14 protein-coding genes, 1 tRNA gene, 1 rRNA gene and 1 pseudogene are annotated in these 21,696 nt (G+C 76.0%); 9 read left to right on the top strand and 8 right to left on the bottom strand.

The window, feature by feature from the left end; all coding sequences use genetic code 11:
* From ACFZBX_RS04365 to ACFZBX_RS04375, 3 genes and pseudogenes are all read right to left on the bottom strand, one after another.
* Positions 1–88 (bottom strand): 16S ribosomal RNA (locus ACFZBX_RS04365); the annotation flags it as partial.
* A 610-nt stretch (positions 89–698) separates the two neighbouring features.
* Positions 699–2,024: pseudogene (locus ACFZBX_RS04370) on the bottom strand (PP2C family protein-serine/threonine phosphatase); the annotation flags it as partial.
* A 203-nt stretch (positions 2,025–2,227) separates the two neighbouring features.
* On the bottom strand, positions 2,228–3,544 hold the full coding sequence (locus tag ACFZBX_RS04375; RefSeq protein WP_391531460.1) for an NAD(P)/FAD-dependent oxidoreductase: 1,317 nt from the start codon (positions 3,542–3,544) through the stop codon (positions 2,228–2,230).
* A 621-nt stretch (positions 3,545–4,165) separates the two neighbouring features.
* On the opposite strand from ACFZBX_RS04375, the gene ACFZBX_RS04380 reads away from it, so the two are divergent.
* Together ACFZBX_RS04380 and ACFZBX_RS04385 are read left to right on the top strand one after the other, a co-directional pair.
* On the top strand, positions 4,166–5,179 hold the full coding sequence (locus tag ACFZBX_RS04380) for a TetR/AcrR family transcriptional regulator (protein ID WP_391531461.1): 1,014 nt from the start codon (positions 4,166–4,168) through the stop codon (positions 5,177–5,179).
* A 338-nt stretch (positions 5,180–5,517) separates the two neighbouring features.
* Positions 5,518–7,884, top strand: coding sequence for a sigma-70 family RNA polymerase sigma factor (locus ACFZBX_RS04385; RefSeq protein ID WP_391531462.1), 2,367 nt, complete (start codon positions 5,518–5,520; stop codon positions 7,882–7,884).
* A 37-nt stretch (positions 7,885–7,921) separates the two neighbouring features.
* On the opposite strand, the gene ACFZBX_RS04390 is transcribed toward ACFZBX_RS04385, so the two are convergent.
* From ACFZBX_RS04390 to ACFZBX_RS04400, 3 genes are all read right to left on the bottom strand, one after another.
* Positions 7,922–8,626, bottom strand: coding sequence for a DsbA family oxidoreductase (locus tag ACFZBX_RS04390; protein WP_391531463.1), 705 nt, complete (start codon positions 8,624–8,626; stop codon positions 7,922–7,924).
* 103 nt (positions 8,627–8,729) lie between these two features.
* Positions 8,730–9,251, bottom strand: coding sequence for a universal stress protein (locus ACFZBX_RS04395; protein WP_391531464.1), 522 nt, complete (start codon positions 9,249–9,251; stop codon positions 8,730–8,732).
* Between the two features lie 511 nt (positions 9,252–9,762).
* Positions 9,763–11,967 carry an asparagine synthase-related protein gene (locus tag ACFZBX_RS04400; RefSeq protein ID WP_391531465.1) on the bottom strand — a complete coding sequence of 735 codons (2,205 nt, stop codon included), beginning with the start codon at positions 11,965–11,967 and terminating at the stop codon, positions 9,763–9,765.
* A 712-nt stretch (positions 11,968–12,679) separates the two neighbouring features.
* Here ACFZBX_RS04400 and ACFZBX_RS04405 point away from each other — a divergent pair.
* The 7 genes from ACFZBX_RS04405 to ACFZBX_RS04435 all read left to right on the top strand — a co-directional run bounded on the left by ACFZBX_RS04405 (position 12,680) and on the right by ACFZBX_RS04435 (position 20,488).
* Positions 12,680–14,107, top strand: a complete 1,428-nt coding sequence (locus ACFZBX_RS04405; protein ID WP_391498006.1) for an MFS transporter — start codon at positions 12,680–12,682, stop codon at positions 14,105–14,107.
* Between the two features lie 106 nt (positions 14,108–14,213).
* Positions 14,214–15,449, top strand: coding sequence for an L-2-hydroxyglutarate oxidase (lhgO, locus tag ACFZBX_RS04410; RefSeq protein WP_391531466.1), 1,236 nt, complete (start codon positions 14,214–14,216; stop codon positions 15,447–15,449).
* Positions 15,450–15,529: 80 nt separating this feature from the next.
* Positions 15,530–16,360, top strand: a complete 831-nt coding sequence (trmB, locus tag ACFZBX_RS04415) for a tRNA (guanosine(46)-N7)-methyltransferase TrmB (protein ID WP_391531467.1) — start codon at positions 15,530–15,532, stop codon at positions 16,358–16,360.
* A 126-nt stretch (positions 16,361–16,486) separates the two neighbouring features.
* Entirely contained in the window at positions 16,487–17,752 is a 1,266-nt protein-coding gene (locus tag ACFZBX_RS04420; RefSeq protein WP_391531468.1) for a PrsW family intramembrane metalloprotease, read from the top strand.
* A gap of 97 nt (positions 17,753–17,849) precedes the next feature.
* Positions 17,850–17,923, top strand: a tRNA-Met gene (locus tag ACFZBX_RS04425).
* 191 nt (positions 17,924–18,114) lie between these two features.
* On the top strand, positions 18,115–18,870 hold the full coding sequence (locus tag ACFZBX_RS04430; RefSeq protein WP_391531469.1) for a hypothetical protein: 756 nt from the start codon (positions 18,115–18,117) through the stop codon (positions 18,868–18,870).
* Positions 18,871–19,336: 466 nt separating this feature from the next.
* A complete protein-coding gene (locus ACFZBX_RS04435; RefSeq protein WP_391531470.1) occupies positions 19,337–20,488 on the top strand; it encodes a hypothetical protein in 1,152 nt (383 codons plus the stop codon).
* On the opposite strand, the gene ACFZBX_RS04440 is transcribed toward ACFZBX_RS04435, so the two are convergent.
* Together ACFZBX_RS04440 and ACFZBX_RS04445 are read right to left on the bottom strand one after the other, a co-directional pair.
* A complete protein-coding gene (locus tag ACFZBX_RS04440; RefSeq protein WP_391531471.1) occupies positions 20,485–20,934 on the bottom strand; it encodes a GNAT family N-acetyltransferase in 450 nt (149 codons plus the stop codon). The two genes, ACFZBX_RS04435 and ACFZBX_RS04440, sit on opposite strands and share 4 nt — an antisense overlap.
* Positions 20,931–21,692, bottom strand: a complete 762-nt coding sequence (locus ACFZBX_RS04445) for a class I SAM-dependent methyltransferase (RefSeq protein ID WP_391531472.1) — start codon at positions 21,690–21,692, stop codon at positions 20,931–20,933. The genes ACFZBX_RS04440 and ACFZBX_RS04445 overlap by 4 nt, the downstream gene beginning before the upstream one ends.
* Positions 21,693–21,696: the final 4 nt, after the last annotated feature.

Here is a 21,696-nt window from a genome sequence, read left to right on the forward strand (position 1 = left end):
TCCACCCCGAAGGGCTTCACCGTTCGACTTGCATGTGTTAAGCACGCCGCCAGCGTTCGTCCTGAGCCAGGATCAAACTCTCCGTGAATGTTTACCCGTAATCGGGTCCACACCCGCGTTGAGCGGCACGGCAACCACCGGAATAGGGTGATCCCGCGCACTGCGTCCTCGCTAGTGTTATTTCAAAAGGAATCTCCAACCCCAGAGAATCTGAGGCCGGGGATGTCAACATATCTGGCGTTGACTTTTGGCACGCTGTTGAGTTCTCAAGGAACGGACGCTTCCTTCAGGCGGCTTTCACACCGGCCCTCCGGGCGCTTCGTTCTTTCGTGTTTCCAGCTTACCAGATGTTTTCCGTGCCGTTCCCGGCGCTTCCTTCATCCAACTCGCTGGTGTCTTCTGCGGCTTGACGCCCCGTCCGACGTTTCAAACTCTAGCCGATCCCCGCTCCGAAAAGCGAATCCGGCCGCAATCCCTGAAAACAGGCACACCGAATAAACCCTGAGCCGGAACGCATCGAAAAGATGACGATACGCCTCGGCCCGTAACCGGGAAGAGGTGGTGTTTCAGAGGATTGGCTACCCCGGGACCGTCCGCGTTGATACGTGTCCGGTGCTCCCAGCCAGGCAGCTCGAAGAACACTAGACCTCTCGGACGGCCGAGTCAAGCGCCCGTATCCGTTCGGGCGACTCCTCGTCGGCCGGCAGCTGGAAGACCAGGACGGCGACATCGTCGTCGTGCTCGGAGGTGACGCCCATGGCCCGCAGCAGGCGCGCGCAGACCACGTCGGGGGCGCCGACCGCGCCGGTGAGGGTGCGGGCGAGCTGGTCGAGGCCCTGGTCGATGTCCTCGTCACGGCGTTCGACCAGGCCGTCCGTATAGAGGACGCCGGTGGTGCCGGGCAGCAGCCGCAGGGTGTGGGAGAGGTGGACGCCTCCCCCGGTGCCCAGCGGCGGGCCGTTCTGTTCCTCGCTGCGCAGGACGGTGCCGTCGGGGCAGCGCAGCAGGATCGGCAGGTGGCCGGCGGAGGCGTAGCCGAGAGTGCGGCGCGGCGGGTCCCAGACGGCGTAGGTGCAGGTGGCGATCTGGTTGGCGTCGATCTCCATGGCGAGGCCGTCGAGCAGGCTCATCACCTTGTGCGGCGGGAGGTCGAGGCGGGCGTAGGCGCGGACGGCGGTGCGGAGCTGGCCCATGACGGCGGCGGCGCGCAGGCCGCGTCCCATGACGTCGCCGATGACCAGGGCGGTGCGGCCGCCGCCGATGGCGATGACGTCGTACCAGTCGCCGCCGACGGCCGCCTCCGCTCCGCCGGGCTGGTAGGTGGCGGCGACCCGGAGGTCGGCCGGCTGGTCGAGCTTCTGCGGGAGGAGGCTGCGCTGGAGGGTGACGGCGGCCTCGCGGTGGCGGCGCTCGGACTCGCGCAGCCGGGCGGCGGCGAGGACCTGGTCGGTGACCTCGGCGGCGAAGACGAGGACTCCGGAGGTCGGGTCGTCGCTCGTTGGAGTGGAAAGGACGGGCGCACCGCCGGGACCGGTGCGGCCCGGGTCGCGGGTCAGGGGGACGCAGGAGACGTTGTAGTAGCGGTTGCCGGTGAGGCCGAGGATGCAGCGGGCCTTGACGCTGCGGGGGCTGCCGCCGCGGATGACCTGGTCCATGAGGGGCAGGACGCCGAGGGTGCCGAGTTCGGGCAGCGCGTCGCAGGCGGGCAGACCGGTGGGGCGCTCGCCGAAGAGTTCGCGGTAGGCGCGGTTGGCGTAGCCGAGCTGGTGCAGCGGGCCGTAGGTGACGGCCACCGGGGCCGGGATGCGGTTGAGGACCTCACGGAGGTCCTGGGGCCGGTGGGGGTCGAGCACGCCGGTGGGGTCGAGGGCGTCGGGCGGTCCGGCGGTACCGGTGGGGTCGCGGGGGCCGGGCACCACGACGGCGTCGCCGGACGGCGCGGCGCGGTCGGTGCCGGCCCCGGACGGCGGGGTGGCACGCCACGGGACTCCGGTGAGCCGGGCGCTCCAGCGCATGAGGTTCAAACGACGGCCGCTTCCTCGGGTTCCAGACATATCATCACTTCTTGTGCACTCGTCAGCACACGGGGTAATGACTCGGTCGGGCAGATCCTGTCAGGCGGAGGCCCGATTCCGGAAGTCGCCCGCGCCACGCGTGGCCCTTCGATCGGCCACAGGGCCGTGTCCGTACTCCGACCGGGCGGTGGCGGGCGCACCACCGGCGCGGCTCACACGGGCCGCTCGTCGGCCGGGGCCCGCCCGGCCGGGGCCCGCCGGTCCGGCCGGCCGAGCGGGACGACCTCGCGGGAGAACAGCCCCGCCAGCACCCAGTCCGTGAGGACCCGCACCCGGCGCTCGGCGCTCGGCAGCCGGCGCAGGTGCCGGGCCCGGTGCAGCCACCAGGCCCGCCGTCCGGTGAGCCGCCCGCCGCGCCTGGTGTGGGCGACCGCCCGGCCGAGGCCCAGCGAGGTGGAACAGGCCGGGGCCTCCGGCCGGTACTCGGCGATGCCGGGCGCGTGCGGTCCGCCGTCCAGCGCCACCAGCACGTTGGCGGCCAGCAGGGCGGCCTGGGCGAAGGCGTGCTGGGCGTTCGGCGCGCACGGCGCCCCGTCCGCCCCCGGGTCGGGCACGGCGGCGCCGTCCCCGGCCGCCCAGGCCCCCGGCAGCGCGCGGCCGTCCGGGCCGAGCACCTGGAGGGTGGGCAGGCAGCGGACCCGGCCGGCGGTGTCCAGCGGCAGGTCGGTGTCGCGCAGCAGCGGGTTCGGACGGATCCCGGCCGTCCAGACCAGGGTGCGGGCCGCGAACCGGCTGCCGTCGGAGAGCGCCATGACCCCGTCGGCGGCCGACTCCAGGGTGGTGCGCAGACGGACGTCGACGCTGCGCTCGCGCAGCTGGGCGAGGGTGTGGTCGGCGAGTTCGGGCGACTCCTCGGCGAGGATCCGGTCGGTGGCCTCGACCAGCACCCACCGCAGGTCCTCCGGGGTGATGTTGTGGTGGCCGCGGACGGCGTACCTGGCCATGTCCTCCAGTTCGGCGAGCGCGCCGACGCCCGCGTAGCCGGCCCCGACGAAGACGAAGGTGAGCGCGGCCTGGCGGAGCGCCGGGTCGCGGGTGGTGGCGGCCAGGTCGAGCTGTTCCAGGACGTGGTCGCGCAGGCCGACCGCCTCGCCGACGGTGGAGAAGCCCCGGCCGCGCTCGGCCAGGCCCGGGACGGGCGCGGTGCGGGAGACCGCGCCGGGGGCGAGCACCAGGACGTCGTAGTCGAGTTCGACGGGTGCGGGCGGCTCGCCCGGTCCCGCGGCGTCGGCCCAGGCCCGGCGGGTGGCGTGCTCGATCCGGGTGATCCGGGCGGTGAGCACCCGGCACCCGGTGAGTTCGCGGCGCAGCGGCACGACCACGTGCCGGGGGTCGATGGTGCCGGCCGCGACCTCCGCGAGCAGCGGGTGGTAGGTGAGGTAGGCCTGCGGTTCGACCACGGTGAGCTGGACCTCCCCGCGCCGCAGCCGCTCGCGCAGGCCGCGCTGGAGGTGCAGCGCCGCGGACATCCCCGCGCACCCGCCGCCGACGATCAGGATCCTGATGGCGCACCTCCTGTCGATGGGGCCCCGCGCCCGCCTTCGACCGGGCATGCCCCCATCACGCCCACCAATAAAGGACCGTCGGCGCCGTCTTGTCCACCATCCGTGCCGTGACGGATGGGGCCGCCGGGACCTGGCGGGGACGGATGTGCTGCCGGGGTGAGTTTCTGACGCACTTTCGGCCTCGAACGGCGGTGAACTATGGTCGGATTGTGTGGCGGCGCGGCCACTGCCATGTCAACTGGCGGCGACGCACCGTGGAGCGGCCATTACGGCCAGTTCTAGTGTTGGCGGGAGAACCCGACTGCGGGACCGTGATCCGGGGAAGGGTAGTTCCCGGACAAGGCCCCGGACGGGCGCCGACACGCCGGTCCGATCGCACCGATCGACCCGGCGGCGCCCGCCTGATCGGGGTCCGGGTGGACTGCGCGCGGCCGCACCCACGGTCGGGCGCCACCCGGGCGGCACCACCAACGGCACGAGCGATGGGTCATCGGTCATTTCTTTCAGGCTTAGCTGCACCGGGGGGTGCAGGGGCGGGCGACGACAGGGTCCGGAATCGGATGCCTGCGGGGGAGAGTTGGGATGATGGAACAGGAGCGACTGTTGGGGCGAGCGGGTGCGGCACACCCCGGCCAGGGCGTGGTCCCGGAGCAACGCGGCCCCGCCGAGGCGGCCGGGCCGCCCGGGGCCACCGGTGCGTCGGGCGTGCCCGGGACGACCGGGACGGCGTACGCGGCGGTCCCGTACCGGGGCGGCGAGATGACACAGGCCGGCGGGCCTCCACCGGGCGCGCGGCTGCGGGTCGACGCCCGCCGGAACCTGGAGAGCGTGCTGCGTGCGGCCCGCGAGGTGTTCGGCGAGTTCGGCTACGGCGCGCCGATGGAGGAGGTCGCACGGCGGGCCGGGGTCGGCGTGGGCACGGTGTACCGGCGTTTTCCGAGCAAGGAGGTGCTGGTCCAGCGGATCGCGGCCGAGGAGGTCGCCTGGCTGACCGCCCAGGCGCGCGAGTCGCTGTACGGCGGCTCGGGGGCGTGGGAGGCGCTGGCCGGGTACCTGGCGCGCGCGGTGTCCACCGGGGCCGGGCGGCTGCTGCCGCCGGAGGCGTTCCGGTACGCCGAGGAGCTCGGGCGGGTGCCCGAGCAGCGCTCGGGGGAACCGGCCGGGCCGGTCGGCGGGTTCGGCCTCACCCGGTACGAGCCGCTGGGCGGTGAGGTGGCGGCCGTGTCCGGCGGGTTCCCGGGCACCGGGGTCGCGGCGGCCGAGGCCGAGGCCGCGGCGCTGGGGGCCGACGCGGATCCGCGGCTGCTGCTGCAGCTGCTCGCGGCGCTGGTGGCGCGCGCGGGTGCGGCGGGTGAGCTGCGGCCCGGAGTCACCGTCGCGGACGTGGTGCTGGTGCTGACGGCGTCGGTGCCGGTGCACGCGTGGCGCGGCGGGCCGGCGGGTGCCGCTCCGTCCGGGGCCGCCGGTTCCGGTGCGGCGGGCCCGGTGCCCGGGGAAGCGGCGCAGGCGGCAGGCGGACGGCAGGCGGACGGTCAGTCCGCCGAAGGCCCGTCGGACCGGCTGCTGCAGATCCTGCTGGACGGCCTGCGGGCCCGCTGAACGTCACCCCGCCGGACGGCCACCGTCCGTCGCGGGCAAGGAGGTTGCTGAACCGGGCGGCGCGGGGAACCGGGTCGCGCGCCCGGCGCGAGCGGCGCCCGCCGGGGCGCCGTGCACCGGGCGAACACATCCGCGACGGCCCCACGGAAGAGTGGGTCACGGCCGGTCCGGCTACCGCCCAACTCTGCGCTATGCCATCCTTTGCCCGTGGTTGGAGCCAATGTCCCGATGCGCGCCGTTCGCGTGCCCTCGGCGCCGTGCAGCGGGAGCTCGTGCGCCCACGCACTCCCGTGCGCCCTGCCACACTACGGGGGCTGTCGTGGAATCTGGGGTCCGTTGTGAGCGCCGAGGAACAGAACGACTACGGCTACGGCCTCGACTTCGGGCGGTCCGCCGGGGCCGGGCCGGACTGGGGAGCCGACTGGGGGCCTGACGGCCCGGGCGCCGACGCCGCCCGGCCGGGTCAGGTGCCGGACCAGGCCGGGATGCCCAGCCGCGAGACGCTCTCCGCCTCCGCCGCCGCCTTCCCCCAGGGCCGCGTCCCCGGGCAGGCCCCCGCCGGGCGCGGCGGCGTCACCCCCGAGGCCTTCGTCGGCACCGGCGCCCCGACGCGCCCCACCGTGCCGGCGCCCGCCGACCCGGTCGACGGCGAACGTCCGCCCTCCGACGCCGAGTTGACCGCGCTGGTGCGGGCCGGCGACGACACCGCGTACGAGGAGATCTACCGCCGGCACGTCGACTCGGTGCGCCGCTACGCCCGGACGTGCTGCCGCGACAGCTTCACCGCCGAGGACCTGGCGGGCGAGGTGTTCGCGCGCACCCTTCAGGCGCTGCGGGCGGGCAAGGGGCCGGAATTCGCCGTCCGCGCCTATCTGCTGACCGCCGTGCGGAACGTCGCCGCGGCCTGGACCCGCAGCGAGCGGCGCGAGCAACTCGTCGACGACTTCAGCGTGTTCGCGCAGACCTCGGCCGCCGTCGTCGACCTCGACCTGGCCGACCCGGGCGCCGACGCCTGGGCGATGGCGATGGCCGACCAGCGCATGGTGATGCAGGCCTACGCCGAACTCCCCGAGGACGACCGGATGGTGCTCTGGCACACCGAGGTCGAGCGGGAGTCGCCGAAGACCGTCGCGGTGATGCTGGGCAAGACCGCCAACGCGACCGCCGTCCAGGCCCACCGGGCCCGCGACCGGCTCGCCGCCGGGTTCCTCCAGGCGCACGTCTCGGGCAGCCAGGACCGGGCCTGCCAGGCGTACGCCAACCGGCTCGGCGCGTACGCGCGCGGCTCGCTGCGCAAGCGGGCCTCGGCGGAGGTCGGGGGGCACCTCAAGGAGTGCGACCGGTGCACGGCGGCGTGCCTGGAGCTGTCCGAGATCAACCACGGGCTGCGTGCGCTGCTGCCCGGCGGGGTGCTGGTCTGGGTCGGCGTGGGCGGCTTCGGTGCCGCCGCGGCCGCCGTGGGCGGGGCGGCGGTGGTCGGCGGCGCGGCCGCCGGGACCGCGGCCACCACGGCGGGCGGTGCGGCCGGGGGTACGGCGACGAGTGGTGCCGCCGCGGGTACGGCCGGTGCCACGGGTGCGACGGGTGGCGCCGGGGCTGCGGGTGGCACCGCGGCTGCGGGCGGGGGCGCGGGCAGTGGGGCGGGTGCGGGCAGTGGGGCGGGTGCGGGAGCGGGGGCGGCCGGGGAGGGCCTGGGCACCGCCGCCAAGGCCGGCATCGCCGCCGCCATCGCGGTGGCGGCCGCCGCCGTCGCCGCGTACGCGCTCACCGGCTCGCCCGAGCCGAAGCCTCCGGTGGCCGCTCCCCCGGCGTCCGCCCCGGCCTCGCCCGCGCCGCCGGCCCCCGCGCCCGAACCGGCCGCCCCGGAACCGGCGCCGCAGCAGCCGGCCCCGGCGAGTGCCGAGTCCGCCCCGGCGGAGCCGCCCGCCCCCGCGCCGTCCGCGCCCTCGGCGTCGAGCGCCGTGCCCAAGCCCGCGCCGCCGGTCGTGCCCGGCACGCCGCGGGCCACCACGGCGGCCTCGCCGACGCCCGCGCCCCCGAAGTCCTCCCCGGCACCGGCGCCCACGTCGACGCCGGCCAAGCCGCAGGCCCCGGTCGTGGTGACGCCGCAGCCGAGCCTGCCGCCGCTGCCACCGGTGCCGACGCCCGAACTGCCGGTGGTCCCGTTGCCCGAGGTGCCGGTGATCCCGACGCCCACCATCCCGCCGACCGTCCCGCCGGTGGTCGTGCCGACGCCCACCACGCCACCGCCACCGAGCGACTTCTGGGGCGACAACCTGCCGGTGACCAAGCCCGGCAACAACCGGGTGCCCCCGCCGGAGCCGGCCATCCGGGAGAAGGGGAGCGACTGGTTCTGGCAGCGCGGCACCGTGTCGGTCGGCGGCACCGAGCGCCGGCACGGCATCACCGTGCACGCTCCGGCGACCACGGTGATCGACCTCAACCGCACCTGCACGTCCTTCGACGCGGTGGCCGGGATGGACGACCTGAGCGTGACCCTCGGCGCCGTGGTCTTCTCGGTCCAGGGCGGCGACGGGCGGACCCTGTGGAGCTCGCAGCCGGTGGGGGCGGGCGACCCGGCGGTGCCGGTGCACGTGCCGCTGGACGGGCAGAAGTCGATCAAGCTGGTGGTGACGCCGGCGAGCGGATTCTGGTCGGCGCTGAACATGGCCGACTGGGCCGAGGCCCGCTTCAGGTGCGTCTGAAACGGGCCTCGGGTCCGGCTTCCGGCCGAGGGGCTGCTCAGATGGCGCAGGAGCCGTCCGCGCAGGCCTCACCGGCCGGGGCGACCTGCACCGGCGCGGGCCGGTGCTCGCCGATCTCGGTGGCGACCTGCTCCAGCACCCGGCGGAAGGTCTCGGCCTCCTGGCCGCCCTGGACGGCCCACTTGCCCTCGAAGACGAAGGTCGGCACGGCGGTGATGCCGATCTCGCGGGCCTCGGCCAGCTGCGCGCGGACCTCGGCGACGCCCTCGTCGCCGGCGAGGTAGGCGGTCACCCGGTCGCGGTCCAGGCCCGCGCCGACGGCGACCTCGGTGAGCGCGGTGCGGTCGCCGACGTCCACGCCGTCGGTGAAGTGCGCCTTGAGCAGGGCCTCCTTGAGGCGGCCCTGGGCCTGCGCGCCGTACTCGGTCTCGGCCAGGTGCAGCAGGCGGTGGCCGAGGAAGGTGTTGGCGTGCAGCGCGGCGTCGAAGTCGTAGCCGATGCCCTCGGCGCGGCCCAGCTCGGCGACCCGGGCGTCCATCGCGACGGACTGCGGGCCGTAGCGCTCGGCGAGCCATTCGCGGTGCGGGCTGGCCGTGGCGGGCGCGTCCGGCACCAGCTGGTACGGCCGGTAGACCACCTCGACGTTCTCCTTGCCCGCGAAGCCGTCGAGCGCCTGCTCGAAGCGGCGCTTGCCGATGTAGCACCAGGGGCAGGCGATGTCGGAGTAGATCTCGACCTTCATGACGGGGGCTCCAGGGAGGTGGGGATGAGCGTGTGGTCCGAGATCGGTGAACGGTGAACCATCTCGGGACATTCCCGGCGCCCCGGGCGCGCTGCCCCGGGGCTCAGGTTGCGGGCGGGGCGGGGACGACCAGGACGGGGCAGGCCGCGTGGTGGACGACGGCGCTGCTGACCGAGCCCAGGAGGAGGCGGGTGAAGCCGCCGTTGCCCCGGGTGCCGAGCACCAGGGTGTGCTGGCGGGCCGAGGCGGCCAGCAGGACCTCGATCACATTGCCCAGCACCACGTGCAGCGACATCTCGGCCGTGCAGGGGTGCGGGCGGGCCTGTTGGACGGTGGCCACCGAGCGGCGCAGGCCGTCGGCCATCGACTCGACCAGGGTTTCCACGCTCTCCTGGACCAGCTCGGCCATCCCGGGCGGGTAACCGGCGGGCGCCGGGTTGACGACGGCGAGCACGTACAGGGGCAGGCCGTGCAGCTCGGCCTCGGTCATCGCCCGTTCCAGCGCCCAGAGCGAGCCGTCGGACCCGTCGCACGCCGCGAGCACCCCCGGCGGCCGGCCCGTCGGCGGCCGCCCGAGCACCGAGAGCACGACGGGAACGGGCTGGTCCGGACTGGCAGTGGTCACCACGACCTCCGTGGGTGCGGGGGGGGGGAAGCGGGAGTAGCGGGAGCTACGGGAGTAACGGGGAAGCGGGGGTTGACGGGGCGGGGGGACGGGATGCCTCGCCATGATCGCCGCCCGACCCCCGCCCCGCCCCCGAGCCGCGCCGAACACGCCCCCGAGCCCCGGCGCCGCGAACCCGCCGCACAGGAAGTCGGCTCCGCCGACTTTCCACTCCGCGCGTCCCGGGAGCGGGTGAGTGAATCAGTAGACCGGTCTGCATATTCATGGGCGCAGGAAGTCGGCCTGGCCGACTTTCCACTCCAGGGGATGGGCGCGGAGGAGCTGGCGCGAGGGAAATCCGTAGACCGGTCTGCATATTCGTGCGGGCGGAAGGGCCCGGGAGAGCAGGAAGTTGGACGGGCCGACTTTCCACTCCGCGCGCGCGGAGGATGGGTGCGGGAATCACTAGACCGGTCTGCATATTCGCCGGCGTAGGAAGTCGGGCCGGCCGACTTTTCGCTCCGGGGGTGGGTCAGGGGAAGCGGGTGGGGGTGAGGGCGGGGTGGGTGGGGTGGGGGAGGCCGGTCCAGCAGGCGCCGTGGCGGCGGGCGCGGATGCGGCGGAGCCAGAGTTCGGTGGCGACGAGGTCGGCGAGGCCGGCGAGGGTGGCGGGCGGGAGGGGGGCGGCCTGGTCGGCGGCGCGGGTGAGGGCGGTGCGGACGGCGGGGAGGTCGATCAGGCCGGCCTCCGCGAGCAGGGGGGCGTCGAAGAGTTCGGCCAGGCCGTCGGCGGCGAGCCGCAGGCCCGCGCGGGCGGGGGCGGTGCGGTCGGGGCGGGGTGTGCGGCCCCAGTCGGGCGGCAGGTCGGTGCGCCCGGTGCCGGCCAGGACGGACCGCAGCAGCGCGTGCCGCGCCCCGGGCTGGAGGCGGACGTCGTCCGGGAGCAGCCGGGCGGCGCGCACCACCTGGTTGTCGAGGAAGGGCGCGTGCAGGCGCTGCCCGGGCTGTTCGGTGGCGTGCACCAGCGTGCGGAACCCGCGCGCGTGCCGGTGGAGGGCGTGCCGGGCCCGGTACGCGCCCGGGTGTTCGCCGGGCGCCGGTTCGCGCGCCGCCAGGCGGAGCCGCAGCGCGACGGCGGAGAGCGCCTCGTCGGAAAGCCAGCGGGCGGCCGGCCCCGGGACCACCCAGGCGAGGTCGTCCGCCGAGCGGGTGCCCGCCGTGCCGCCGCCGTCGTCGGAGGTCCGGCGCAGGGTCAGCCGCACGGCCGTGTCGTCGAGCGCGTCCGCCCAGCGGGCGCGGGCGAGGCGGTGGGCAGCGCGCAGCACGGTGAGCGGGGTCCGCAGCGCGCCCGCCAGGACGCCGGCGGCCGCCCGGTCGGCGCCGGCCAGCGCGGCCACCGGGGAGAGCAGCTCGCGCGAGCGTCCGGCCCGGACCAGGTCGGCCAGCCGGGCCGGGTGCCCGTCCAGGACGTGCCGGGCGCCGTAGCCGGTGAGGTGGTCGGTGCCGCCCGCCTCGAACCGGGCGCCGGCCCAGGCCGCGGTGACCAGTTCCGGCCCGGGCTCGTCGGTGAGCCGGCCGGCCGTCGGGTCGGTGCGCAGGTCCGCGTACGGGAGGGTGTCCGGGCCGACGGCGAGCACGGTGTGCCGCAGCCGGGGGACGTCCGGCGCCGGGGCGGGGGGCGCCGTCCCGCCGGAGGTGACGGCGGCGACCGGTTCGGGGCCGGTCCGCGGCCGGCCGGCGGCGCGGGCCCAGGAACCCTTCACCGCCCCGGTGCGCGCGGCCCTGGGTCCGGCCGCGGCCGGACCGGACTCGGCGGGCCCCGACCCGGCGGGCCCGGACTCGGCGGGCCCGGACTCGGCGGGCCCGGACTCGGCGGGCGGCGGGCCGGGCTGCCGCGGCACGGCGGCGGCGAGCAGGGCGACCGTGGCGGACGCCGTCCCGTACGAGAGGTCGGCACCGAGCCGGGCCCGCCCCGGCGGCGCCGCCGGGCTGGTGCGGACCCGGAAGCGGACCGACTCCAGCAGCGCCCGGGTGAGCTCCCCGACGGCCGCCGCCTCGCCGCGCCCGCGCGCCCCGCCGGCGCCCGGCTCGTCGTACCCGGAGAGGTACGGCCGCCCGTCCCGCAGCCCCAGCGCGTGCCCGGGCGGCACCCGCCGCACGCCGAGGTAGGGCGTGCCGGTGCCGAGCGCCTCCGGGGCCTCGGGGCAGGCGAGCCGGGCGGCGAGGTGGCCGGTGTCCAGCGGTGCGCCGACCAGGTCGGCGAGCGGCAGCGCCGCGGTGGCGTACGCGGTGCCGCCGCCCCAGGGGGTGTGGAAGACGGGCTGGGCGCCGGCCAGGTCGGTGAGCAGCACGGTCGACCGGATTCCGCTGCGCAGCACCACGGTGTAGCCGCCGGGCCAGGCGGTGAGGTGGCGGACGGCGCCGCCGCGGGCGGCGGCCAGGCCGGCAGCGAGTTCGGCGTCGGTGGCGCCGCAGGGGCCGAGGACGGCGAGCCGCAGGACGGCCGGTCCGGCCTCGACCGGGTCCGCGGCGGTGGGCCCGGTGGTGACGGTGGCGGGGGCGCCGGGCCGCAGGGTGACCAGGCGGATCTCCTCGGGCCGCCAGTCGCCGACCGCCCAGAGCGGGTCGGGCCCGCTCCACAGGGGGCGCGCGGCGATCGGGGTGACCGCGCCGGGCGGCTCGTGCGCCGGTGCGCCCGGTCGGGGCGCGCCCGTGCACCAGCCCGTCAGCCACCGCATCGCGCCTCCACCGCACGAGGACCAGCACCGCGCGGCGCGCCCTTCAGCGGGCGGTCCCCCTGGCCGGCCCCTGGCGCACCGTCAGAAGACATGGTGCCACCGGTTGCGCGCCCGCCGACCGGAGTTGTCGTTTCCGGTACGCGCCGGGAAGGGCGCGTACCGGACGGCGACGCACAGTGTCGAACACCCGGACGATCCCCGGCCGGACGTCCCCGTCGGGGCGGGCCGGGCCTCCCCCTCCTCGGCCCGGACCGCCCTCCACGGCGCCCTGTCATGGTCATCGCGAAATGGCCGAAAGGCGTCGCTCTGCCCGGGAGGGCATCCGCATGCCCTCCCGGACGTCGCCACCGCCCGCGGGGATGTAGGCGGCGGCGTCCCCCGGCCCGCCGGGTCCTCGACGGCGGGCCGACCCACGACCACCAGCGAATCGCCGACCAGCCGGTCGGGCCAGGGGGCACGGCCGGGCGCACATCGACACGGGACCGGAGCACGGCGCTCCGGCGCTCCGCCCGGACGCCCCGGGACGGCCGGATCCGGGCGGTCGCAGCCGAGTCCCCGGAGCCCCCGCCACCCGGGCCCGGGCGCACGATCCCGCCATCCGGAATGCGGCCTCTTAACCGTCGGAACGCGTCCGACTACTCTAGGTACAGCAGCTACGGCCCGGTGCCGCCCGGGCCCCGCGCACAAGGCCGCAGGAGGTGCCGCCGCCACCATGACCGTCAGCCCACGAGGACCGAACGAACGGCTCGGCACGCTCCTGACCCTCGCCCAGATCAGCAACGCGGGGCTGGCCCGCCGCGTCAACGACCTCGGCGCGCAGCGCGGGTTGACGCTCCGCTACGACAAGACGTCGGTGGCCCGCTGGGTGAGCAAGGGCATGGTGCCGCAGGGCCCGGTCCCGCACCTGATCGCCACCGCGATCGGCGGCAAGCTCGGCCGGCCGGTGCCGCTGGAGGAGATCGGCCTCGGCGACACCGACCCGGCGCCCGAACTCGGCCTCGCCTTCCCGCGCGAGGTCCCCGACGCCGTCCGCTCCGCCACCGACCTCTGGCGGGTCGACCTCGACCTGCGGCGCGGCCCCGGCGGCGGGCGCTGGAGCGACAGCCTGGCCGGCACCTTCTCGGTCGCCGCCTACGCGACCCCGGTCTCCCGCTGGCTGATCACCCCCGCCGACGGCTCGGTGGCCCGCGAGGTGCCGCGCTCCCCCGCCGAGGCCGGTTCCTACCGGGTCGGCCACTCGGACGCCGCCAAGCTCCGCGAGGCCGCCCAGGAGGCCCGCCGCTGGGACTCCAAGTACGGTGGCGGGGACTGGCGTTCGTCGATGGTGCCGGAGTGCCTGCGGGTCGAGGCGGCGCCGCTGCTGCTCGCCTCGTACAGCGACGCGGTGGGCCGGGCGCTGTTCGGCGCGACGGCCGAACTCACCCGGCTGGCCGGGTGGATGGCCTTCGACACCGGCCAGCACGAGGCCGCCCAGCGGTACTACATCCAGGCCCTGCGGCTCGCCCGGGCCGCTGCGGACGTCCCGCTCGGCGGCTACGTCCTGGCCTCGATGAGCCTCCAGGCCGGCTACCGGGGCTTCGCCGAGGAGGCCGTGGACCTCGCCCAGGCCGCCCTGGAGCGCAACCGGGGCCTGGCCACCACCCGGACGATGAGCTTCTTCCACCTGGTCGAGGCCCGGGCCCAGGCCAAGGCCCGCAACGCGGCGGCGTGCGCGACGGCGCTCGGGGCCGCGGAGAGCGCCCTCGAACGGGCGCGCGCCGGGGATCCCGATCCGGCGTGGATCGACTTCTACGCCTACGACCGGCTCGCCGCCGACGCCGCCGAGTGCTTCCGCGACCTCGGTGTGCCCTCCAAGGTCCGCCAGTTCACCCGCGAGGCGCTGGCCCGGCCCACCGAGGGGTTCGTCCGCTCGCACGGCCTGCGGCTGGTGGTCTCCGCGATGGCCGAGGCCGAGGCCGGCAACCTGGACGCGGCGGTCGCGGCCGGCGAGCGCGCCGTCGACGTGGCCGGGCGGATCTCCTCGCAGCGCAGCCGCGAGTACGTGGTGGAGATGCTGCGCCGGCTGGAGCCGTTCCAGGGCGAGCGCCGGGTCCGCGAACTGACCGAACGGGCCCGCGCGGTGATCGTCGCACCCGCCTGACCCGGCCGGCGCCGGACCGCCGACGCCCACTCGACCGGCCCCCGCCGACGTGGCAGCATCGCGGACGGACGGGGACGGTCGGACGAGGCGAGGCGAGGAGCGGGCCGTGCGGTACGACGTCGACGTGCTGGTGGTGGGGGGCGGGATCGTCGGGCTCTCCACGGCGTACGCGCTGACCGGGGCCCGGCCCGGGCTGCGGCTCACCGTGCTGGAGAAGGAGCCCGTCCTGGCCTCCCACCAGACCGGGCGCAACAGCGGGGTGATCCACAGCGGCGTCTACTACCGGCCCGGGTCGCTCAAGGCCCGGTACGCGGTGGCCGGCGCCGCCGGGATGGTGGAGTTCTGCCGCGCCCACGCCGTCCCGTTCGAGGTCACCGGGAAGCTGATCGTCGCCACCGGGCCCGCCGAACTGGACCGGCTGCGCACCCTGGCCGAACGCGGCCGGGCCAACGGCATCCCGGTCACCGAACTGGACCGCCGGGGCATCGCCGGGTACGAGCCGCAGGTCACCGGCATCGCCGGGCTGCACATCGGGACCACCGGCATCTGCGACTTCCCCGCCGTGGCCGCCGCCTACGCCCGGCTGGCCCGCGAGGCCGGGGCGGAGATCCGCACCGGGGCCGAACTGCGCGCGGTCGCCCGGCGGGCCGACGGCGTCACCGTGCAGACCTCGGCGGGCGAGCTGCGCTGCCGGGTGCTGGTGAACTGCGCGGGCCTGCACAGCGACCGGATCGCCCGGCTGGCCGGCGACGACCCCGGCGTGCGGATCGTGCCGTTCCGCGGCGAGTACTACGAACTCGTCAAGGAGCGACGGGAGTTGGTCCGGGGCCTGGTCTACCCGGTCCCCGACCCGGCGTTCCCGTTCCTGGGCGTCCACCTGACCCGGGGCGTGCACGGGGACGTGCACGTCGGCCCGAACGCCGTCCCTGCGCTGGCCCGCGAGGGCTACGACTGGCGCACCGTGCGGCCGCGCGACCTCGCCGGCACCGCCGCCTTCCCCGGCACCTGGCGGATCGCCCGCCGGCACTGGCGGTACGAGGTGGGCGAGTTGCACCGCTCGCTCTCCAAGCGGGCGTTCACCACTGCCGTCCAGCGGCTGCTGCCCGCCGTCACCTCGGCCGACCTGGTCCGCGCCGGGGCGGGCGTGCGGGCCCAGGCGGTGGCCCGGGACGGCTCGCTGCTGGACGACTTCGCCTTCGCCGGCTTCGACCCGGACGACCCGCGCTCCACCCGCCGCCTGGTGCACGTGCTGAACGCGCCCTCCCCGGCGGCGACGGCCTCGCTGCCGATCGGCCGGGAGGTGGCCCGCCGGGCGCTGGCGGCGCTGGAGGCGGGCGGCTGAGGATGGCCGCGGCCCGGGGACGTGGGGACCGTCACAGGGCCTGCGGCCCGCGCCGGACGGCCCCGTAGACTCGGGTGATTGTGACTGCCACCGCCCCGATCCCCCAGCCATCGCCCTCCGCCCGGCTCTCCGCGGCGCCCGCCGCGTACCCCGCGCCGATGTACCCGCACAAGGCCACCGAGGCCCAGCACAGCGAGCGGCGCATCCGCAGCTTCCAGCCGCGCCGGGGCCGGATGACCAACGCCCAGGCGGGCGCGCTGGACCGGGGCTGGGAGAAGTACGGCATCGCGATCGACGGCACCCCGCTCGACCTGCCCGCGCTGTTCGACGGCCTGCCGGTCACCCTGGAGATCGGCTTCGGCATGGGCGAGACCACCGCCGCGATGGCCGCCGCCGACCCCGCGACGGGCATCCTGGCCGCCGACGTCCACACCCCCGGCCACGGCAACCTGCTCGGCCTGCTGGAGCGCGACGGCAGCACCAACGTCCGCCCGGCCGCCGGCGACGCCGTGATCCTGCTGCGCGACATGCTCCAGGACGCCTCGCTGGCCGGCCTGCGGGTCTACTTCGCCGACCCGTGGCCCAAGCCCAAGCACCACAAGCGCCGGCTGGTCCAGGCGTCCTTCCTGGAACTGGTCCTCCCCCGGCTGGCGCCCGGCGCGCTGGTGCACTGCGCCACCGACTGGGAGCCGTACGCCGAGCAGATGCTCGCCGTGCTGTCCGCCTCCCCGGAGCTGGAGAACCTGCACCCCGAGGGCGACGGCACCGGCTGGCTGGAGCCGGCGGACCACCCGGACGGCTCCGTCCCCGGCTACGCGCCGCGGCCCGACTGGCGCCCGGTCACCAAGTTCGAACGGGCCGGCATCGCCAAGGGCCACGTGGTGCACGACCTGCTGTTCCGCCGCCGCTGAACCACCGCCGGGTGTTCGACCCGGCGGGCCGCGCGGGCCCCGGCGTCCGCGGGCCGGCCGGGCCGGAGCGGGGCGCCCGCGCCGGGTCCCCCCGGCCGCCGGGCGGCGTGGCCTAACCTGTGGCGCGTGAGCACCCCGTCCGGCGGTGGGTACCACATCACCGTGCGGGCCGCCGACGACCGAGAGATGCCCACGCCCACCGCCGGCACCCGGACCATCCCGGGGCCGCGGAGGCGCCGGGCGCAGCGGCTCGTGCCCGCCCCCGGGGGCCCCGTCACGACCGCCACGACCGCCTTGCCCGCCTCCCCCGCCACCGGTGCCCCGCGCCCGCTCCGCCCGGTGGCGTTCTCCGCCGTGACCGCGTCCGTCGTGCTGACCCTGGCCGGTTGCGGCGTGCTGATCCTCCATCTGGTCCGCCGCCAGACCGGCACCACCGGACTGCTGGTCGGCCTCGGACTGGCGATGGTCCCGCTGCCCTTCGTGCTCGGCGGGCTCGCCTGGCTCAACCAGACCGCCCGGGTGCCGCTGCGGCACACCGTCTTCTGCCTGGGCTGGGGCGCCTGCGCCGCCACCACCGTGGCGATCCTCGCCAACGGCTGGACCAGCAGCTACCTCACCGCCCACCAGGGCAGCCTCGGCGAGGCGCTGGGCGCCGACCTGGTCACCCCGGTGATCGAGGAGGGCGCGAAGGGCGCCGCGCTGCTCGTCCTGCTGCTGCCGCTCGGCCGGCGGTCGCGCTGCGCGGCCCGGCACCCCGGCCGCCCAGGCCCCCGGCGCCCGCGCAGCTACGAGCGCCGGCCCGCCCTGCCGCACGCCCGCGTGCGGCTGCGGCTGCGCCCCTACCTGCGCCCGCTGCCCCATCCGCGCCCCGCGGCGCTCCCCGGCCACCCGCGGGCCCGTTCCCGGCCGCGCGCCCTGGCCGCCGGGGTGGTGCTCGGCGGGATCACCGCCTGCGGCTTCGCCTTCACCGAGAACGCGCTCTACCTGGGGCGGGCGTTCACCGACGACCAGCAGCAGCGGCTGGACAGCATCGGCCTCGGCGAGCCGCCGAGCCTGCGGGACTTCGACAGCACCGTGCAGACCTTCGTGCTGCGCGGCCTGCTCTCGCCGTTCGCCCACCCGCTGTTCACCGCGCTGACGGGGCTGGGCCTGGCGCTGACCCTCAGCACCGGGCGCCGCTGGCTGGCCCGGCTGGCGGCGCCGGCCGGGCTGGTCCTGGCGATGGCCCTGCACGGCACCTGGAACGCCGCGGCCGACCTCGGCACGCGCGGCTTCCTGCTGGTGTACGCGGTGCTGATGGTGCCGTGCTTCGCGGCGCTGGTCTGCTTCGCCGCCTGGGCCCGGGCACGGGCCGGACGGCACCCCGCGCGGGGGCCGGCGCGGGGGCGGTGAGGCGGGCGGGCCGGGCGGGGTGCAAGGCGGTGCGCAGGGGCGGATGTGGAACCGATTTCCCATTCGGGCGGCTTCCCCGTATGGTTGTGTTCACCGACGCGGGGTGGAGCAGCTCGGTAGCTCGCTGGGCTCATAACCCAGAGGTCGCAGGTTCAAATCCTGTCCCCGCTACTCAGTAGCCGAAGGCCCGGAGGATTCTTCCTCCGGGCCTTCGTCATGTCCGGACGGCTGGTGCGGCACGGTCCTGCCACGAAGCTGTAACGGCGCGGCGCGTCAAGATCGGATAAATAATCCTTCGATCATACTGAGCGGGTAAGTCACCCGTTCGGACGCGCTCTGTCGCGCCGGGTTAGGAAACACTCATGCTGTCGAAGCGCCTTGCCAGTACCGCCGCGATCTGTCTGCTGCTCGCGGCCGGCGCCACCGCCTGCGGTGACGACAAGCCTTCCGCGACGAAGCTGGACACCGCCAAGCTCAGCGCCGAGGAGATCCAGAAGAAGGCCAAGGACGCCCTGGCCGGCGCCGGCTCGGTCAAGGTCGCGGGCTCCGTCGGCAACGGCGCCGAGAAGATGACCATCGACCTCGCGCTCGACACCAAGGGGCAGTGCAAGGGCGGCATCACCATGCCGGGGATGGGCAAGTTCGAGCTTCTGGGCGACGGCAAGCAGGTCTACCTGAAGCCCGACGCCGAGTTCATCACCAACGTCGCCGGCGGCGGCTCGGAGGGCGCCAAGGCCGCCGAGCTCCTCAAGGGCCGCTACATCGCGGGCGTCCAGGACGACCCGGAGATGAAGGAGCTCACCGCCGCCTGCAACCTCAAGGAGCTCACCAAGAGCTTCCTGGACGACGGCAAGTCCACCGACCTCACCAAGGGCTCGGCCGGCACCGTCAACGGCGCGAAGTCCTTCAGCGTGAAGTCGAAGAACAGCAGCGGCGACGAGGTCGTCCTGCACGTCGCCACCGAGGGCACCCCGTACCCGCTGCGGGTCGAGAAGGCCGGCTCGGACGGCGGCCAGATGGACTTCACCGAGATCGACAAGCCGCTGACCATCCAGGCCCCGCCGGCCGACCAGGTCATCGACTACTCGAAGTTCAAGTCCGAGGCCTCGCCGGCCTGATCGCGCGGCGAGGGGCCCGGGAACGGGCCCGAAAAATGCGTTGCCCTCCTCCCGGCGGGCTGCCTATGGTGGCGGCACACTGAAGGGAGGTGATCCTGAATTGAGTTCCATCAGGATGCGTGAGGTGGCTGCTCGCTAGAGCCGCCCCTGCCTGCGCAGGGTGGGGCCACAGGCCTCCGGCAGGCGAAATTCCAAGCAGTCACCCGGCCCGCGGGCTCACCGGTACATCCCCGGTGCCTCGGCGCCCGGCCCCTCGCGGGCCGAGCGCCGAGGAGCAGCCCGCGGGTCGTCTGCGTTCCCGGGGCCGACGCGGGACCGGCGCGGGACCGGCGCGGGGCCGGCGCGGGGCCGGCGCGGGGCCGGCGCGGGGGTTGTCCGGGTGTGTCCGCGGGCCCGGCGGGGCATCCCCGCTAGAGTCGGCGCGCGCTCCGCAGGGGCGGAGGCGCGGCACTGGGGGTGGTGGGCGATGGCGACGACAGGACGGGCCGGCGGCGCGGCGGCGCTGGTGCGGGCTGTGCAGCGGATGGCGGCCGGGACGCTGCCGGGCGCGGGACTGCTGGGGCTGGTGCTGTTCTCGCTGGGACGGCCGCACCCCTGGCAGGCGCTGGGCGGTGGACTGGTGGTGGCCTGCGCGGCGACCCTGGTCGGCGGCGCGCTGGGCTTCCTGTTCGGGGTGCCCCGGGTGCGCGGCGGCTCCGGCGGCCAGGACGGCACCGGAGGCGGCGGGTCCCACGGCTCGTACGCGCCGAACACCAATCTGGAGCAGGTCTCGGACTGGCTCACCAAGGTGCTGCTCGGCGTCGGGCTGACCCAGCTCGGCTCGCTCGGCGAGCGGCTCGACCAGCTCGGCGGCACGCTCGCCCCGGCCCTGGGCGGGGGCCCGGGCACGGCGCCGTTCGCGGCGGCGCTGGTCCTCTACTTCCTGCTGCTCGGCTTCCTGTCGGGCTGGCTGCTGACCCGGCTGGCGCTGCCGAGGGTGCTCTCCGACGCGGACCAGGCGCTGGACCTCTTCCTGGCCGGGCAGGACCGGGACCGCAAGGGCGACAAGGTGGGCGCGGACGACCTGCGGATGCGGGCGATGCAGCACCTGGGCCTGATCGGCACCAGCACCGGGAAGGCGGACGACCTGCCCGGCTCGATGCCGACGGCGGACCGGACGGCCGGGCCGGAGCGGGTGGTCGCCGAGGTGCGGTCGGCGGCCCGGCGGTCGGCGCTGACGGCGGCCCAGGTGCGGGAGCTGTTCGCGGACGGCTCGGAGGGGCGGCGAATCCAGGCCCTGGCGCTGATGCAGGGCGATCCGGCGCTGGCCGACCTCGCGAGCGTGCTGGAGGCGATCGAGCACCCGCGCTCCGGGTTCGAGCAGTACCACGCGCTGCTGGCCGCGCGCGGGCTGATGTCCCGGCTTCCGGCCGACGAGGCCCGGCGGCTGCGGGACGCGGTGGCGGGGCGGCTGATGGCGCCGGACGGGATCCCGTTCGGCTCGGACCGGAGCTGGCTGGCGGAGAAGATCCTCTCGGGGCTGGACACCCCGGCGTTCCTGCCGCAGCAGCAGGGCGGCGAGCCTGCGCAGAAGCGGGAGCAGGAGCAGGAGCAGACCGCGTCCGGGGACCGGGCCTAGAGGGCGAAGCGGAGCTCGGGGCGGTCCCAGCCGATCGGCGGGCGGGCCGGGAAGGTGCCGACCCGCTCGGCGCCCATCCGCAGGTAGAAGGCCTCGGCGGGCGGGTGGGAGACCACCCGGACACCGCCGCTGACGCCGATGGCGCGGGCACGGTCGAGCATGTGGGTGATCAGTCGGCGGCCGATGCCGAGGCCCTGCGCCGCGTCGTCGACGAACATGAGGTCGAGATCGGCGGGGTCGGTGACCAGCGCGTAGAAGCCGAGCAGGCGGTCGTCGGCGGCTCGGACGGCGAGGTGGACCTCGTGCCGGGCGAGGTACTCGGGCGTCACCCGGTAGCCGGCGATCATCGGCGCGTAGTCGCCGCGGTAGGCGGAGCAGTCCTGGATCAGGGCGGTGAGCCGGTCGGCGTCCGAGGCCACGGCCGGCTTGATCAGCGTCTCGGTCATGGCAATGAGTATAGGGGTGAAACCCCCTTGCGATCATTACCGAGGTGCCCTGCCCGGTGCAGGACGAGGACCCGTTGGGCGCGTCCGCCCCGATCGGCGGGCGGCAGCACGCGGACCTCGCTGGCGATCCCGCGCTCGCCGAGCGCGTGCCGGACGGCGTCCAGGGTGGCGGTGCGGCGGCCCTCGCCGTCGAACAGCGGGTGGATCCTGACCTCGCCGTCCGGGGCGGTGACCCGGACCAGTTCGGCCAGCGCGGCCAGCTGCCGCTCCGGCCCGAACAGCTCGGGGTAGGCGAAGACCAGGTAGCCGCTCAGGGTGAGGGCGAAGGTGCCGTCCGCGAAGGGCAGCCGGGGCAGCGCGGCGGCGACGTACTGCCCGGGGTGGGCGGCGCGGTCGGCCGCGAAGAGCCGGCGGGCCCGGTCCCAGCCGCGCAGGTAGTGCTCGGGGCGGCGGTGCCGGCGGGCCGGGTAGAGGTCGGGGCGGGCCGCCATCGAGGCGGCCATCGCGGCCCGGGCGGCCAGCGCGCGGGCGGTGACCTCCTCGGGCGGCCGGGCGTACACCGGGTCGGCGGCGATCACCCGGCAGCCGAGCGGGCGGGCCTCGGCGGCCAGCCCGGCGGCGCCGCCGGGGCAGTCGAGCAGCGGGCCCGGCAGGGCGGCGATCCCGGCGCGGGTGAGGCCGAAGAGGCCGCAGTACTCGTCCAGCGGGCGGGAGGTGACCAGGGGCGCGGCCGGGGCGCGGGCGGTTCGGTCGGCCATCGCG

Source organism: Kitasatospora sp. NPDC008115 (assembly GCF_042957205.1).
In the GTDB taxonomy this organism is placed as follows: Bacteria; Actinomycetota; Actinomycetes; order Streptomycetales; family Streptomycetaceae; genus Kitasatospora.